The organism is Legionella maceachernii (genome assembly GCF_900167045.1).
Classification (GTDB): domain Bacteria; phylum Pseudomonadota; class Gammaproteobacteria; order Legionellales; family Legionellaceae; genus Tatlockia; species Tatlockia maceachernii.
Genome location: NZ_FUXJ01000004.1, coordinates 230,812 through 246,729 on the forward strand (window position 1 = coordinate 230,812; position 15,918 = coordinate 246,729).

Here is a 15,918-nt window from a genome sequence, read left to right on the forward strand (position 1 = left end):
TTTAAACCTGAGCCTATAAATGGAGTTATTATGGAAAAAATACATACCGAGGCAAGCTTAGAGCTCGTACTCAAGAACTGCTCAACGATCATGCATGAAACTAACAGAATGGATGCGACTCAATTAATGACTGATATTTTAGTTATTTTAAGAGATCTTTCTCTTTTGTTGCAAAGCCATAGAAATAATTTTTTTCCCTTATCGATCGAGTTGCTAGAGGTTGACGAAGTGACATTTGACTGGCCTGAAGTGAAAATATCCACTCAACAGCCTTCCCTCCATTTTATCCGAGTATAAGAATAAGCCGCATGATGCAATGGGGCTTCATGTGGCATCGATTCTTTAAGAAAGTCTTGCTTATCCAAGCCGAGATCGTTACTCTTGCGAACCATTAGTTCACCTAATGAGGAGCAGCTATGCACAACATTGAAATTTTTCAAATCGATGCTTTCTCTGACAAAGTGTTTTACGGTAATCCTGCAGCAGTTTGTTTGCTCAGTGAATGGCTCAACGATGAACTCATGCAAGCCATTGCAGTTGAAAATAATTTATCCGAGACCGCTTTTGTTATCGAGGACGAGCATGGCTTTCATATCCGCTGGTTTACGCCTAAGGGAGAAATTAGTTTATGTGGACATGCTACTTTGGCGGCTGGATTTGCTTTGCATGATCTAGGTAAAATTAAAGGCGATACAGTGAATTTTTCTAGCTTAAGCGGCTTGCTTTCGGTTAAGAAAAAGGGTGATCGTTATACATTAGATTTTCCTCGATTAACGTACATGACAAGTGCAACACCTGAACTGATTGCAGGTTTAATTGATAAACCCTGCATTGGTATCTACGAGAGTGACTTGGATTATTTAATTTTGCTCGCAGACGAAAATAAAGTCATGCAAACGCAGGTCGATCTCAAGGCGTTGTCAAAATTACCAAAACGCGGGCTTATACTCACTTCCGGCTGTTCTGAGGCAGATTTTTATTCTCGCTGTTTTTATCCAAGGCATAATATTGCTGAAGATCCAGTGACAGGTTCAGCTCATTGTGTACTTGCTCCTTTTTGGTCCGAACGTCTTAATAAAAAATCCTTGCACGCCATTCAAGGTTCTTATCGAAAAGGTGAAGTGTATTGTGACGTACTTGATGACAGAGTCTATCTCTCAGGGCATTGCAAATGGTACTCCAAAGGCCATTTAGTGCTTTAATGGGTGTTAGGCTTGGATCTAACATGGGATGGCTCCTGTAACACTGTCCTGCCATAACCTAAAAAAGTTGCTATCAAGTAAGTAGCATGATAAAAATGCCTTTCACCCGATCAAGGAGCGAGCGTCGATGTCATATTCTGCAGGTAAGCACTTTCGGACTTTAATCAAAGAGAATCCCCCCTTGCAGGTTGTAGGAACAATTAACGCCTATTCTGCAATGCTGGCTGAATCCGTAGGATGTAAAGCAATCTATCTTTCCGGCGCAGGCGTGGCCAATGCCTCTTATGGGTTACCTGACTTAGGGATGACGAGTTTGGCTGAAGTGTTAGAAGATGCAAGACGAATTACTCAAGCGTGTGAGCTTCCCTTGTTGGTGGATGTGGATACCGGATGGGGGCATGCCTTTAATATTGCCAGAACAGTGCAATTAATGGAGAGCACTGGGGTTGCTGCAATTCATATCGAAGATCAGGTTTTAGCAAAACGTTGCGGCCATCGGCCTAACAAAGCGATCGTATCCATGCAAGAAATGGGTGATCGAATAAAAACAGCGGTGGACGCGCGAAAAGATGAGCATTTCGTTATCATGGCACGTACAGATGCTTATGCTGTGGATGGGATGAATGCGGCCATTGAGCGCGCTCAACTTTGCGTTGAGCTGGGCGCAGACATGGTCTTCCCTGAAGCAATGACTACACTGGATGAATACAGAGAATTCAGTCGACATCTTAACGTTCCCATCCTGGCAAACATTACAGAGTTTGGCAAAACTCCTTTATTTAGTCGTACGGAGCTTGCAGAGGCAGGCGTACAGCTTATTTTATATCCTCTTAGCGCCTTTAGAGCGATGTCGTATGCCGCTTTGTCTGTGTATAAAGCCATTAACGGGGAAGGCACACAAAAAAGTCTGTTGGATCAAATGCAAACGCGCAATGAGTTATATGCTGTGCTTGGTTATAACGATTATGAAAAGAAACTAGACCAATTAATGGAGGGAAAGGATGGTCAATAAATCAGCAGCAGGTTTGGCTGGAGTAATTGCTGGGCAATCAGCCATAGCTACTGTAGGCCAAGAAGGAGAAGGGTTAAACTATCGAGGTTATTCGATCGATGATTTAGCTGAGTATGCCACGTTTGAAGAGGTTGCCTATTTATTGCATTATGGTCATTTACCTACCCGCAATGAACTGAACGCATACGTTGATAAACTGGTCAGCTTACGGCATTTACCAAGTACGCTAAAAACCGTACTCAAGCTAATACCAAAGAATACTCATCCAATGGATGTGTTACGCACCGGCTGTTCCATGCTAGGGACTTTAGAACCAGAAGAAAGTTTCTCACAACAATACGATATTGCTGACCGATTACTCGCTGTGTTTCCCAGTATGATGTGTTATTGGTATGCCTACCATTATCAAGACAGGGAAATTAGCGCTGAGAGTAATGAGCCGACGGTGGGCGGGCATTTTCTAACGCTCTTACATAACAGACAACCGACTGAGATTGAGCGCCACATGATGAATGTCTCGCTTATCCTTTACGCAGAGCATGAATTTAATGCTTCTACTTTTGCAGCCCGTGTTACTGCAGCAACTTTGGCTGATTTTTATTCTGCTGTAACCACGGCGATAGGTACTCTGCGAGGGCCTTTACACGGTGGAGCGAATGAAGCAGCAATGGAGTTACTTGAACGGTTTAAAAGCCCTGATGAAGCCGAGCGTGAATTAATGAATATGCTGGCCAAAAAAGATAAAATCATGGGATTTGGTCATCGTGTGTATAAAGAATGCGATCCTCGTTCTGACATCATTAAAGCCTGGTCTCATAAGCTTGCTCAAGCTCAGCAAAACCTATTGCTATTCCAAGTTTCTGAACGCGTGGAAGCGGTCATGCGTCGGGAGAAAAAATTATTTCCCAATCTTGATTTTTATAGCGCTTCGGCTTACCACTATGCGGGTATCCCCACTCATTTGTTTACTCCTATCTTTGTCATGTCAAGAATTACCGGTTGGTCTGCTCATATCTTTGAGCAGCGTGCAGACAACCGCTTAATTAGACCAAGTTCTGAGTACACTGGGCCAGCACCCAGAAAATACGTTCCTATTGAAGCGAGAGGTTAATATGCACTCTTATGTAGAAGATAACGTTAAACCTGATTATGACCCCGTAATCACTGGTATTACGGATTATATGTTCAACAAAGAAATCACAAGTGCACAAGCGTATGAAACTGCTAGGCTCTGCTTAATGGACACGCTTGGATGCGGCATTTTAGCGTTAAATTTCCCCGAGTGCACTAAACTGCTGGGTCCCGTAGTGCCCGATGCGGTTCTACCGGGTGGCGCTCGCGTACCAGGCACAAGTTATGAGCTCGATCCTGTTCAAGCGGCATTTAACATAGGTACAATGATCAGATGGCTTGATTTCAACGACACCTGGTTGGCTGCAGAATGGGGACATCCCTCAGATAATTTAGGTGCGATATTAGCTGTGGCTGATTATGTTAGCCGGCAAAATCTTAAAGAAGACAAGCCAGCAATTACCATGCAAGACGTGCTCACAGCAATGATTAAGGCGCATGAGATTCAAGGGTGCTTGGCACTGGAGAATAGTTTTAATCGAGTCGGTTTAGATCATGTAATTTTAGTGAAAGTTGCGAGTGCGGCGGCAGCCGCCTCTTTATTAGGTGCTGATCATGACATGATGCATCGTACTTTATCGCAAGTGTTCGTGGATGGACAAAGCTTAAGAACTTATCGCCATGCACCGAATGCGGGTTCACGTAAATCCTGGGCAGCAGGTGATGCGACTGCTCGAGCGGTGCGACTGGCATTCATTTCAGCGACCGGCGAAATGGGGTATCCGAGTGCATTGAGTGCGCCCAAATGGGGCTTTTATGACGTTCTTTTTGGTGGTGAACCATTCAAATTCCAAAGGCCTTACGGCAGCTATGTCATTGAAAATGTGTTATTTAAGTTGTCCTATCCCGCTGAATTTCATGCGCAAACCGCCGTTGAATGTGCCGTGATCTTACATGAGCAAGTGAAAGAGCGCTTAGATGAGATTGCGCGAATCGAACTGATAACCCATGAGTCAGCGATCCGTATCATTAGTAAACAAGGGGCTTTACATAATCCTGCTGATCGTGATCATTGTCTGCAATACATGGTGGCAGTGGCGCTATTGTATGGCGATTTACGTGCGGAACACTATGAGGATGAAATAGCTTCAGATCCGCGTATTGATCAACTGCGTGAAAAAATGTACGTGAGCGAGAACTTGCAATTTTCTCGCGATTATCATGATCCAGAAAAGCGCTCCATTGCCAACAGCATTAAACTCATTTTTAAAGATGGAACCCAATCGAATTTAATCACAGTGGAATATCCAATCGGCCATCAGCGACGTCGTGAGGAAGGTATACCTGTGCTGCTTGAAAAATTCAAACGCAATTTAGCGACGCGCTACAAACCAGAGCGTATTGACGCCATTTTGGAGGTCATGAATGATACGAATTCATTGACTGCTCTGTCAGTAGTGGATTTCATGGCACTTTGGGTGTTGTAAATTAACTCAACTGCCATCTTGAGCATAGCGAAGGAGCTTCCCCACTCTTAATTTGCAATAGCAGATCCTTCGCTACGCTCAGGATGATGATAGTTAACTCGGGCTTTTTCCTAAAACGGCGTTTAATAACGCTAAATAATGACTATCTTGCCGGTAATCCTTGCGGAAATAGTGATTAATAAATAAAGTCAAGGAAGCTTCTTTTGATTTAGGCGGTTTAACCGTTTCAATCTCTAATGCCAGGGCTAGTGCTGCGTGGAGGATGGCCATTTGTTCCACAATAGTTTGAATGTGCAAACTTTGCGTGGCAGAGGGCATTGTTTTCATAGTGTTAATGGCATTGCTTAAATCGTTCATTTTTTCTTTAATGAATGCCTTATGTTCTGAATGATTTGTTAGCTGATTAAATAGCTGGTGCAAATAGTCAAGAAATAGTTCGTCAACTTTAAACTTCTCAATATCTCTTAATGTTTGCATCCATAAAGTGAAATGAGTGCCTTCCCAGTTTTCACAAACAATGCAATCCCTTAGCAGGCGAGGTAGTGAAGAAAAACTTTCTATTGTTCCGTTGCCAGCCAAAATATCAATGCAATGGTGAATGTTTTCTACAGAGCGCTTTGCAGTAAAGTATTTGTTTAAGTTCGCAAGCGTTCTCATGAGCAGTTGTTTTTCTTTAGGTTGTTCTTCATAGGGGATAGTATCAAGCTCATCTTGGCAGTTGGCCATATAGAAAATACTGGCGATTAAAGCAGTGTTTTCCGCTTTAATGTGGGCAAGTGTTTCTTTGACCAGAGGGTAATCAATAATTTTATGATTAAAGGCTCGCCGATTGAGTGCGTAATAATAGGCAGTTTGAAAGGCTCGCCGAGCCATACCTAACACAGAAAAAGCATTAAATAGACGCGACACATGTAATACATTTTCTAACGCTAAGTGAATTCCTTGATAAAGCTCTCCCATAGGGTAGGCGAGTGCGTCTTCAAATTCAATTTCAGCGGTTGCCATGGATCGGGTACCAATTTTTTGCTTTAAACGACGCAGCTTATACTGATTTGGTTTGCCGTCTGGTAACCGGCTCGGTATTAAGAAAAGTCCTAATCCCTTAGTGCCGCTTATATTTTGATCATAGCGTGCTGTTGCTAAAATTAAGTCCGCATTTGCATTCGAACAAAACCATTTTTCTCCTGTTATTCGCCACGCCTTAAGATCGTCCTGATAAGCTTGTGTAGCGTTCACACCCACATCGGAACCGCCTTGAATCTCGGTCAAAAATTGGGCGCCTGTGTAATTTTGGCTATATGAAGGTTGAGTTAATTTATCCAAATAAAATGAAGTCTCTGCCAATTTGCAATAATTTTTTAAAACACGAATGACACCCGCCGAACATGCAATAGGGCAATTATGTCCTGCTTCCCCTGCGTGAGAGGAAAGAAAAAACAAACTCAAGGACTTATGCATTTGACCTGGTTGGAGTAGATAATGCATCAGATCAGAGCCGTAAATAATATTTCCAGCAGTCTCATAAGCAGGGTGATGAATCACCCGATCCTCTCGCTCACCAATGCTATTGTAATGTTCAACTTTGGGTAGATTCGCATCAAGGTTATTTTCCATGACGAGCGGTTCCAGTTGATAAGCTACACGATGAGCGAAATTGCGCAATTGCCGCATGAATTCGGGGTATTCGATGTAATAGCATTGATAAGTATGCAGGAGATTGGAGTCTTCGGTTAAAATGAGGTCCTTAAGCTGCTGATTCCAGTGGTTGAGGTAGTCTCTTGTTTGTTCATAGGCATTCGTTTCATTCATCCTTGTCTCCAATTGTGCCAAAGAAGTCCCTCTCTAAAATTTTCTTTTAATACCTGCTATTGCCAATATTTTGGTAGCGATTTCCTCGATAGAAAATCGGGTTGAATTAAGATAAGGAATCGTTTCGCGTTTATACATGGCTTCCACTTCGGCCACTTCACGACGGCATTGTTCCATGGAGGAATAAGTGCTATTGGGTCGTCGCTCTGTGCGAATCTGCCGTAATCGCTCTGGGTCGATGGTTAAACCAAATAATTTATGCCTGTAAGGTTTAAGTATTTCTGGCAGTTGGAAATTGGTCAGGTCTTCTTCCGTGAAGGGATAGTTTGCGGCAAGGACACCAAAATGCAGCGCCATGTATAAGCAGCTTGGGGTTTTTCCACACCTTGAGACGCCGATTAAAATGATGTCTGCTTTTTCATAACCCCGCACTTTTATGCCGTCATCATGAGACATGGCGTAATCGACCGCTTCAATGCGATGGGTGTATATTTTTTGATTTACCACACCATGGGTTTTCCCCACAGTGTACGATGATTTTGCATTAAGCTCAGTTTCAAGGGGACCTAAAAACGTGTTAAAAAGATCAAAAACATGGGCTTTTGCTTTGCCAATGGTATGAGCGATTTCGGGATTAATCAAAGTCATAAAGACAATGGGTCTTACTCCAGTTTCATCCCAGCAAGCATTAATGCGTTCGACGGTTGCCTGAGCTTTCTCCACCGTGTCAATATACGGAATGGTAAGTTTATCAAATTGAATGCTTTCAAATTGAGTAATTAAACTATTACCAAGCGTTTCAGCAGTAATACCCGTACCATCTGAAATCATGAAAACATTTCGCTTCATTCATGTGCCTCGTTCGTTAAGCAAAAATACACTCCTAGAGGAATTCTAAAGGATTAATTCTTAGGCTGCTAGGCGACCTTAATAAATTAGCCTGCCCTAATTTTATTAAACCTTGGCAAGTCCCTAAGCTTCTGCTATGGTGAGTATATAATAAAATATGAATTAGTATCTGTAATCAATAAGATAAATGCGCATCAAGCGCTTTTTTGCTGTGTTTAATTCCAGGATAAATGAGTATGGAACGAGATCGGTTTCAACATCATGGCATGCTCTTTGTTGTAGGTCTTGTCTGCATGCTAGCGAGTTTAAGTCTATTTGCATTTGGCTTTTATGTTCTGCCATACCTTTTATGGAACTGGAGTTATGGGGTACCCGAATTCGTTCTTAACTTGCGAGAGTGGTATAAAGAATCGTATGAATTTACCGAGTCTGGTTCTGCATGGATGGTTTTTTTCACGTTTATTATTCCAGCTATCATTACTGGACTCATCTCTCAATTCTCATCAAACTATATCGACAATGAAATTTACCATTTGAATGAAGAGAAATTAGAAAAGCGTTCAGAAATTAAAAGGGATATGCAAGAAACACTGAGTTTTGGATTGAAAGTGTTTCTTCTTATCATTCTGGTCTTAGTGGCTGTTACTCTGGTTGAATGGTTGGTTGCACCTCCAACTGTCTAAAGGAGCGTATATGTTTCTTAAACGTTTTAAAATTAGAAAAATGACTAAAAAAATAAAGTCAATGCAGCAGCACCGTGTCCATAATCAGCCCAAAGATGAAGTGTTAGCAAAAGAAATGGCTATTTATCATGAGCTGGCTGGCCTTTACCAGTCTTTAATCGGGCATAAATCTTATCCTTATGCAGCAGAAATGGTTAGAGCTTGTCTTCGTACTGCTTCAACCTTAGATGATTCCAAAGCGCAATATGAGGTGGGCAAAAAATTACTGGATGAAGCAAAATTTCGTACCGAATTACAAAAAGAAGGGATTTTCGCAAGCCCAAGTAATGAGCACCAAGCAAAACTGCTCTTTGAAGAGGCGTTAGCCTATTTGCAATCGGCTGAAAAACTGGGGCATGCTGAAGCGAGACGTCTACACGGTCTTTGTTATATTAATGGATGGGGAGTAATCCCTGACAAAGACAAAGGTTTTGAATTAGTGGTCCAAAGCATAGAGCAAGAAAACAGTTGGGATAAGGTACCGCAAATTTTTGCCTCCATTGGATTGAATAAGCCTGAGTTCTTTTCAGCTTTAATGAAGCATAGAAAATAAAGTATGTCATCTTGAATGTAGTGAGAGATCCCCTTGGTGGGGTTACTGCCAAGAGTCGGAAGGTCCCTCGCTTTGCTCGGGATGACGGCGAGATTGTCGTCCTGAGCGAAGCGAAAGATCTCCTAGATGGAGTTACTGCCAAGAGTCGGGAGGTCCCTCGCTTTGCTCGGGATGACGGCGAGATTGTCGTCCTGAGCGAAGCGAAGGATCTCCTAGATGGAGTTACTGCCAAGAGTCGGGAGGTCCTTCGCTTTTGCTCAGTACGACAGTTTGTTGTCGCCTCAATTAGTTATCTTCGTGACAAAATGCTCCGGAACAATTTTTTGCAATTGTTCATTGATACTTTTAACTCTCGACTCCAGCTCTTCAATTTGATTAGCACTTGCTGAGGCCCCCTTTTCACCCACAAAGAAAAAATGATTACCATGAACGCTCAGTTTTAAATAATCAGGTGTCTCATCAATCAGATGTGCTAATTTTGACCATTGTTCGGCTGTGAGTTTGTTTAAATCATTTCCCTTAAGATAACGGTTGTAAATCATTTCACTTCTTAAAAAGTCCCAAGCAGAGGGGTCAATCAGGGAGATCTTAGCTGTTGCTGGGGCATCATCTTCTATTAGGCCAATCCAGGGGGTGGTAGCGAAATTAAATACCCCGCCATCGTTTAAGGTTTGCTGAACATTTTTTATCAATTGCCCATTTTGATGAATATAACCTTCAGCAGCAATTGCAACAGGTATATGGCCCACAAATTGAGATAAATAAACGGACTGTGGGATAATGACATGATTATTATAGCGGTTTTGTTCATCAAGCATCTGAGTAAACATAGGATAGAGGACAGTACGATCAACTAAATGGTTAGATCGCATGGTCTTAGTCTCATAGGGGCCTGATTGCATGACATAAGGGAGTGGAGGTACAGCTGCTAAGCCAATAAATAATTCCACATTAAGTCCCTGTTTTTTTGCTGCTGCACTTACAGTTTGTTCAGTTGAGCCGCCCATGCTCCATCCTAAAAGGATAATTTTATTGCTCAATTTGTTTTCATCAATTATTTTTCTAGCGATCTCGGCAATTTGTTCACCCCAATCAGTTATGGAAAAATGAGGATAAACTTTGGAGTAAACAGGATTTTCTAGGGGATAAGAAATTCCTAAAAAAGAATAGCCTTTTTTATTTAACCAGTAGCTTAAAAAATCTTGTTTTTTGCCACCTGGATAGCCGTACGCAATTCTTGCTAAGTGAGAATCTCCAGGAACAAAAATAACTAAGGGTTTAGATGGGGCGCCTTTTGAAAAGTAAACTAACGTTTCCGCTCCCGCAGCCTCCATAAGTATTTCTCCGGGGTAGAGGGCAGCATTGGCAACCGAAATTGAAGCAGAAAAGAAAATTAACAGGAAAATGCGTGCTATACCATTCATTTCATTAGCTGCTCTTGGATAATCTTCTTGTTAGGAGTTTAGCAGAGATTAAAACCAGGTAGACAAATACCAATGCATAATTGCCTTACCCAAAAAAAGAGAAAACATTCCCGCCAAGCAAAGGAAAGGTCCAAAAGGAATAGGAGTATCTTTGGTTTTACCTCGGTATTTTAGATAAGCGAAGCCTACTATTGCTCCTGTGAGCGATGCAAATAATAGAATTAATGGCAGTTGAACCCAACCAAACCAGGCTCCAAAGGCAGCAAATAACTTAAAATCGCCATTACCCATACCTATTTTATGCGTGAATAAATAAAATAGTTGTATAAAAAGCCATAAGGCAAGATAGGCCAATGCAGCACTAAGCACAGCATCAGGCAGCGTGGTGAATAAAGATTGCGTATTTGCAATAAGACCAAGCCAAAGTAAGCTTAAGGTAAGGCTATCAGGAAGTAATTGATGTTCCAAATCGATAAAGAAAAGGACAATGAGAATCCAAATAAAAAGCAAGACAAATAGCAATGTAATGCCAAAACCAAAATACCAAGCGGCTAATAGCGAAAATAAGCAACTTAATAGCTCAACCATCGGGTAGCGGAGGGGAATAGGTTGTTTGCATGTTCGACACCGACCACGGAGTAAACAATAGCTGAGCAGAGGAACATTAAATCGAGCGGGGATAGGCGTTTTGCAAGCAGGACAAAAAGAGCGTGGAAGAAATAGATTGAGTTTACTTTGGGGTTTAAATGGTGTTCCTTGGCGGCACTCATTTTCCCGCTCGGCTTGTAACATCAATGGCAAACGATAAATAATAACATTCAAAAGGCTACCAATAGCAAGAGCTAAAATTGCCAATAAGGTAAACGCTGCAGGTAAATGAGTTATTTCAAATGGGCTGAACATACGCTACATCACCGAACCGAGTTTAAAAATAGGGAGATACATGGCAATTACCAGTGTGCCGACAATTAATCCTAGTATTGCCATAATTGTCGGCTCTAGCAAGGTATTTAAGAGATCGACTGCGTTGTTGATCTCCTCTTCATAATAATGAGCTACTTTGCTGAGCATCGATTCCAATGAGCCGGATTCCTCACCAATGGCAATCATTTGTACGACTAAATGAGGAAAGAGGAATGTGTTTTTCATGGCAAGATGCAGAGATTGCCCTGAATAAACCTCGTTTTTAATCTGGTGAATCGCATTAACATAGACCCCATTCGCTGTTACTCCTTCAGCAGCATTTAATGCATTAAAAAGAGGAAGTCCAGCCGCAAAACTGATCGCTAGGGTTTGACATAATCGTGCAATGATTGCTTTGGTAATAAGGGCGCCGAAAATAGGAAATTTTAAGAGCAGTTGATCCAAAAATTGGTTGAAAGAGGGCTGGTGTTTTTTAAATTTAAAAAGGCCATAGCTTAGTGTTAGAGCAACAAAAAAAAGCGGTAATCCATAAGTTCTATTCCAAGTCGAGCATTGGATGACCACCTGAGTAAGTAAAGGAAGGGTAGCACCAAAGTTTTTAAATAACGATTCGAATTGAGGGACAACAAAGTTTAAAAGTACAAAACTGACTGAGCAAGCCACGAATAAAACGCTCGTAGGATAGATTAAGGCTTTTTTTAGTTTTCGTTTGATGACCTCTAATTTTTCCTTGTAATTCGCAAGGCTTTCAAGCATGACATCGAGATTACCTGTTTTTTCACCCACAGAAATTAAATGACGGGACAATTCATTAAATAGAGTAGGGTAGTGATGTAAAGCTTCAGACAATGAAAACCCATTCATAACGTGCTTTTTTATGTCTTCAACTAACCATTTCGAGCTTAAGCGATTTTGGCTTTTTGCAACGATGTCAAAAGCCTGAAGCAAAGAAATTCCGGCTTTAAGTAAGGTTGCAGTTTGGCGGCAAAAAACAGCGATTTCAGTTTGGGTAATTTTTTTTCTATTAAAGAGGAGCATGTATTTTGGGGTTATTTTTTGACTACGGATACCCTGTTTATGAAGCTCAACTTTAACGAAAGCAACACTACTTGCCTCTATGACGCCTTGCACTTTCTCACCCAATGTATTGAGGCCTTTCCAGTAATAACGATATTTGGTTTTACTCATTCGCATTAGTCTCCAATAACACGATTTATTTCTTCAATCGTGGTTAATCCCTGTTTTACTTTTTCAAGACCTGATTGGTAAATAGAAAGCATGCCTTCGATCTGAGCCTGCTTCTGAATTTCAAAGGAGTTTGCGCCAGCTGCAATCTGCTGCCTGAGTTTTGGGGATATTGGCATCACTTCAAATAAACCCAATCGACCCCAATAGCCATTCATACAATACTCACATCCGTTGGCTTGATATAGATTCACAATCTCCTCTGAGTGTAAACTAAGCTGTGATAAATCCTGTTGGGTTGGGTTAGTCGGTCTTGTTTTGCATCGATTGCACAAGCGTCTGACGAGTCGCTGCGCAATGAATAAGAGAGCTGAGTGGGCGATATTAAACGCGGGAACACCAAGATTAATGAGACGAGTCAATATTTCCGCGGCATTATTCGCATGCAGAGTGGACAGGACAAGATGACCCGTTTGGGCTGCTTTGGTTGCAATTTCAGCCGTTTCTACATCACGAATCTCACCCACCATGATGATGTCAGGATCTTGCCTTAGAAAAGCACGTAAAATTGTGGAGAAAGTTAAGCCTGATTTCGGATTGATATTGACTTGATTGATGCCTGGTATTTTAATTTCAACTGGATCTTCAATGGTAGAGATATTTTTTTCTTTAGAATTTAAGAAGTGAAGTGCAGTATAGAGAGATAGGGTTTTACCACTTCCCGTTGGACCAGTTACTAAAATTAACCCTTGTGGTTTTCTTAACGCACTCAAGAAACATTCCTTTTGTAAAGGATTTAATCCGAGTGAATCAATCTTAAGACGTGTTAAATCAGTGTTGAGAATACGCACAACAAGTTTCTCGCCATAGAGAGTAGGGCAAGTACTTACCCGGCAATCAACCGGATCATGGGGAGTGAAGTTTATTTGAAATTGACCATCTTGAGGCATGCGACGCTCTGAAATATCAAGATTTGCCAGCGCTTTAATGCGAGTACTGATTTGATTCGCTAAATGAATCGGTGGGGCAGTGACTTCAATTAATAACCCATCTTGACGGTAACGAATGCGATAAGTTTGTTCGTAAGGTTCAAAATGAATGTCCGATGCTCCTTTTTTAATCGCTGCCAGAAAAATCTGATTGATGAATTTGACAACTGGCGCCTCGCAATCATGGGTTGAGAAATCCAAATTGCTGTTTGCTGGGAGAGAGTTTTCCAGTTCAATGGAATGACCTAAATAATCCAATAAATACTGATTCTCTTTTTTATTGAGCACTCTATCAATGAGCTTATGCAGTTTATTTGTTTCAACGACGACGACCTTAGTGGGTAAGCCCGTTTGAAATTGAATCTCTTTAAACACAGACTGCTTACTGGGATCGTCAGTCGCTAAAAATAAGTACTCAGTGCGAATGAAAATTGGCAGTACTGCATGAGAGCGAATTAATGGTTCATTAATCAGGTGTAGGGGAATAGCGTTAAAATCAATGCAATCAAGATCCATAAAAGGCAAATCAAAATACTCAGCCACGATTTGCGCAAATGCAGAAATTTCAATTACATCATGCGTGGTTAAGTACTCAAGAAGAGTTTGTTGATTAGTTAAAGCAAGATGTTGATACTCGAGAATTTTACTCTTAGAAATAAGCCTTTTATCAGCAATTAACTGAGCAATTCCGTGTAAGCGCTGGTCTGCTATTGTTGCCATATCCATAGTTGTCCGATATTCCTGTGCTAACTATAAATAAAAAAAGTATGGAGTGCACGTTAAATTTATCGGTTTCATAATTCGTGGCGCCAATTGTCAACAGCCCCTACTCTATGGTACAAAAAAGATTAATTTAAATACGGGACGTGTACTTTGTCTTTTGATGCCCAAAAAACTCGATTTCGCGCCCTTGAGCAATGGTTTTGTTCGCCTCAGGGACTCGATATAGGTGATTTTTTTGTATCCGAATTGACGCATCTGGACGAAATACTTCACGGTGAAACCTTACTCCAGCTTGGCAATTATGGTAAAAATCCTTGGCTACAGAAATTGCATTATTGCCATAAGTGGTGCGCATCGCCATTTATGGAACCTTCAAGCACCATTATTACTTCCTATACTCAGTTACCCCTCGATAGAAATAGCATTGACTGTGTGATTGTCCCTTTCGCTATGGAGGCTTTCAGTCATCAGAAAAATCCCATTGATGAAATTGATCGGGTCTTAAAGCCAATGGGGTATGCCATTTTTTTTGGTATAAACCCCTTCAGTTTGTGGGGACTGTATATAAGATTAAAACGATTTTCTATCTTTGGTCCGTTAGCGGGAAAGCCTGTATCTGTGCTGTCAGTGAAACGAGCAATGCTTCATCGAGGGTATATCTTGTGTAATATTTCTTCTTTTTATTATATACCTCCGGTTTCTACCCAAAAGTGGTTACATAAGTTAGAAATTTTTAATGAATTGGGGAAAATGATTTCACCTTGTCCTGCTGGATTTTATTGTCTTGTGGTACAAAAACATGAAACAGCTCATACTGACTTGCTTCATGCTCCGATTGAGAAAGAGTTATGGGAGAGAAAAAGAGATTTGTTGCCAGTCTGCCAATTTGAACATGACCTAACCCAAAATAGGCATGATCGCTGATTAATTTTGAGTCAAACTCAAATTAATCAGTGTCGGGCGAAGGCCCACCTACTTCGTTTCAATGCTAAAAATAGCATTTTAAAGTATCTTGGGTATAATACCCGTTGATTTATTTTTGGATTATATGGTTATGGCAAAAGAGTCACTATATCGCATCACCTTCGCAAATCAAGAAGCAGTTTATGAAATTTATGCTCGCAAGGTTTGTGAAAGTGAAATTTTTGGTTTTCTTGAGGTCGAGGACTTTGTTTTTGGTGAAAATACTTCATTGGTGGTTGACCCTTCAGAAGAGCGTCTAAAAGTAGAATTTAATAGTATCAAACGCACTTATATTCCTATGCATTCGGTTTTTCGTATCGATGAGGTTGATAAGCAAGGCGTAGCTAAGGTTCGAGATCGAGCAACAGAAGAGGGTAAAATAACGGTGTTTCCCGTTCCCAATAAACGTAAAGATTGATTTATAAACAATTTAGGATGTCTGATGTCTATTCCTGCTAAGATTAAAGAAGTGTATGAGAAATCAAGCTGCTTATTCACCACCAAAGAGGTGGAGGCCGCTTTAGATCGATTGGCGATTAATATTCATGAAGCACTTCATGATAAAAATCCAGTATTACTTTGCGTCATGATTGGGGGATTAGTTCCTATGGGAAACCTGCTCCCGCGCCTCGATTTCCCCTTAGAGGTTGACTATGTTCATGCCACTCGTTATCGCGGTGAAATTAAAGGAGGAGAGTTACATTGGAAGGTGAAACCTAGTCTTGATTTAGCAGGCAGAATCGTTCTCGTTATCGATGATATTTTAGATGGTGGAGTCACTTTGGCCGCTATTATCAGCGAAATTAAAGCCATGGGTGCTCGTGAAGTGTACAGTGCCGTTTTAGTTGATAAACATCACAAACGTGTTCCCAACGGACTAAAAAATGCTGATTTCGTTGGTCTACAAGTGGATGATCATTATATTTTTGGTTATGGCATGGATTACAACGAGTACTTGCGAAATGCACCGGGAATATTTGTTGTTTCTCCCGAGCATGAATAACT

16 protein-coding genes are annotated in these 15,918 nt (G+C 41.1%); 10 read left to right on the forward strand and 6 right to left on the reverse strand.

Annotated elements, in window-relative coordinates:
• Positions 1-30 precede the first annotated feature (30 nt).
• The 5 genes from B5D33_RS04295 to B5D33_RS04315 all read left to right on the forward strand — a co-directional run bounded on the left by B5D33_RS04295 (position 31) and on the right by B5D33_RS04315 (position 4,772).
• Positions 31-297, forward strand: coding sequence for a hypothetical protein (locus B5D33_RS04295; protein WP_058451766.1), 267 nt, complete (start codon positions 31-33; stop codon positions 295-297).
• 119 nt (positions 298-416) lie between these two features.
• On the forward strand, positions 417-1,202 hold the full coding sequence (locus B5D33_RS04300) for a PhzF family phenazine biosynthesis protein (RefSeq protein WP_058451767.1): 786 nt from the start codon (positions 417-419) through the stop codon (positions 1,200-1,202).
• Positions 1,203-1,329: 127 nt separating this feature from the next.
• Positions 1,330-2,214, forward strand: a complete 885-nt coding sequence (gene prpB, locus B5D33_RS04305) for a methylisocitrate lyase (RefSeq protein ID WP_078767332.1) — start codon at positions 1,330-1,332, stop codon at positions 2,212-2,214.
• Positions 2,204-3,325, forward strand: coding sequence for a bifunctional 2-methylcitrate synthase/citrate synthase (gene prpC / locus B5D33_RS04310; RefSeq protein WP_058451768.1), 1,122 nt, complete (start codon positions 2,204-2,206; stop codon positions 3,323-3,325). Before prpB ends, prpC begins: the two co-directional genes overlap by 11 nt.
• Before the next feature lies 1 nt (position 3,326).
• A complete protein-coding gene (locus B5D33_RS04315; RefSeq protein WP_058451769.1) occupies positions 3,327-4,772 on the forward strand; it encodes a bifunctional 2-methylcitrate dehydratase/aconitate hydratase in 1,446 nt (481 codons plus the stop codon).
• 93 nt (positions 4,773-4,865) lie between these two features.
• On the opposite strand, the gene B5D33_RS04320 is transcribed toward B5D33_RS04315, so the two are convergent.
• Positions 4,866-6,581 (reverse strand): acyl-CoA dehydrogenase family protein, encoded by a 1,716-nt coding sequence (locus tag B5D33_RS04320; RefSeq protein ID WP_058451770.1) that lies wholly within the window; start codon positions 6,579-6,581, stop codon positions 4,866-4,868.
• Between the two features lie 33 nt (positions 6,582-6,614).
• A complete protein-coding gene (gene ppsR / locus B5D33_RS04325) occupies positions 6,615-7,430 on the reverse strand; it encodes a posphoenolpyruvate synthetase regulatory kinase/phosphorylase PpsR (RefSeq protein WP_058451771.1) in 816 nt (271 codons plus the stop codon).
• A gap of 230 nt (positions 7,431-7,660) precedes the next feature.
• Here ppsR and B5D33_RS04330 point away from each other — a divergent pair, with 230 nt between their 5' ends.
• Entirely contained in the window at positions 7,661-8,113 is a 453-nt protein-coding gene (locus B5D33_RS04330; protein WP_133140993.1) for a hypothetical protein, read from the forward strand.
• 10 nt (positions 8,114-8,123) lie between these two features.
• The gene (locus B5D33_RS04335; RefSeq protein WP_058451773.1) at positions 8,124-8,705 is read left to right on the forward strand and encodes an SEL1-like repeat protein; all 582 of its coding nucleotides are present in this window, start codon (positions 8,124-8,126) and stop codon (positions 8,703-8,705) included.
• A 281-nt stretch (positions 8,706-8,986) separates the two neighbouring features.
• Here B5D33_RS04335 and B5D33_RS04340 read toward each other — a convergent pair whose 3' ends face one another.
• From B5D33_RS04340 to pilB, 4 genes are read right to left on the reverse strand one after another with little or no spacing between them, the layout of a single operon-like run.
• Positions 8,987-10,129 carry an alpha/beta hydrolase family protein gene (locus tag B5D33_RS04340; RefSeq protein ID WP_058452292.1) on the reverse strand — a complete coding sequence of 381 codons (1,143 nt, stop codon included), beginning with the start codon at positions 10,127-10,129 and terminating at the stop codon, positions 8,987-8,989.
• 48 nt (positions 10,130-10,177) lie between these two features.
• Positions 10,178-11,032 carry a prepilin peptidase gene (locus B5D33_RS04345; RefSeq protein ID WP_058452293.1) on the reverse strand — a complete coding sequence of 285 codons (855 nt, stop codon included), beginning with the start codon at positions 11,030-11,032 and terminating at the stop codon, positions 10,178-10,180.
• A gap of 3 nt (positions 11,033-11,035) precedes the next feature.
• Complete coding sequence (locus tag B5D33_RS04350) at positions 11,036-12,241, reverse strand: type II secretion system F family protein (protein ID WP_234802453.1); 1,206 nt, start codon at positions 12,239-12,241, stop codon at positions 11,036-11,038.
• 5 nt (positions 12,242-12,246) lie between these two features.
• Positions 12,247-13,953 carry a type IV-A pilus assembly ATPase PilB gene (gene pilB / locus B5D33_RS04355; RefSeq protein WP_058452295.1) on the reverse strand — a complete coding sequence of 569 codons (1,707 nt, stop codon included), beginning with the start codon at positions 13,951-13,953 and terminating at the stop codon, positions 12,247-12,249.
• Between the two features lie 147 nt (positions 13,954-14,100).
• On the opposite strand from pilB, the gene B5D33_RS04360 reads away from it, so the two are divergent.
• The 3 genes from B5D33_RS04360 to B5D33_RS04370 all read left to right on the forward strand — a co-directional run bounded on the left by B5D33_RS04360 (position 14,101) and on the right by B5D33_RS04370 (position 15,916).
• The gene (locus tag B5D33_RS04360; protein ID WP_058452296.1) at positions 14,101-14,874 is read left to right on the forward strand and encodes a class I SAM-dependent methyltransferase; all 774 of its coding nucleotides are present in this window, start codon (positions 14,101-14,103) and stop codon (positions 14,872-14,874) included.
• 130 nt (positions 14,875-15,004) lie between these two features.
• Complete coding sequence (locus B5D33_RS04365; protein ID WP_058452297.1) at positions 15,005-15,331, forward strand: DUF1820 family protein; 327 nt, start codon at positions 15,005-15,007, stop codon at positions 15,329-15,331.
• A gap of 24 nt (positions 15,332-15,355) precedes the next feature.
• Positions 15,356-15,916, forward strand: a complete 561-nt coding sequence (locus B5D33_RS04370) for a hypoxanthine-guanine phosphoribosyltransferase (protein ID WP_058452298.1) — start codon at positions 15,356-15,358, stop codon at positions 15,914-15,916.
• Positions 15,917-15,918 lie beyond the last annotated feature (2 nt).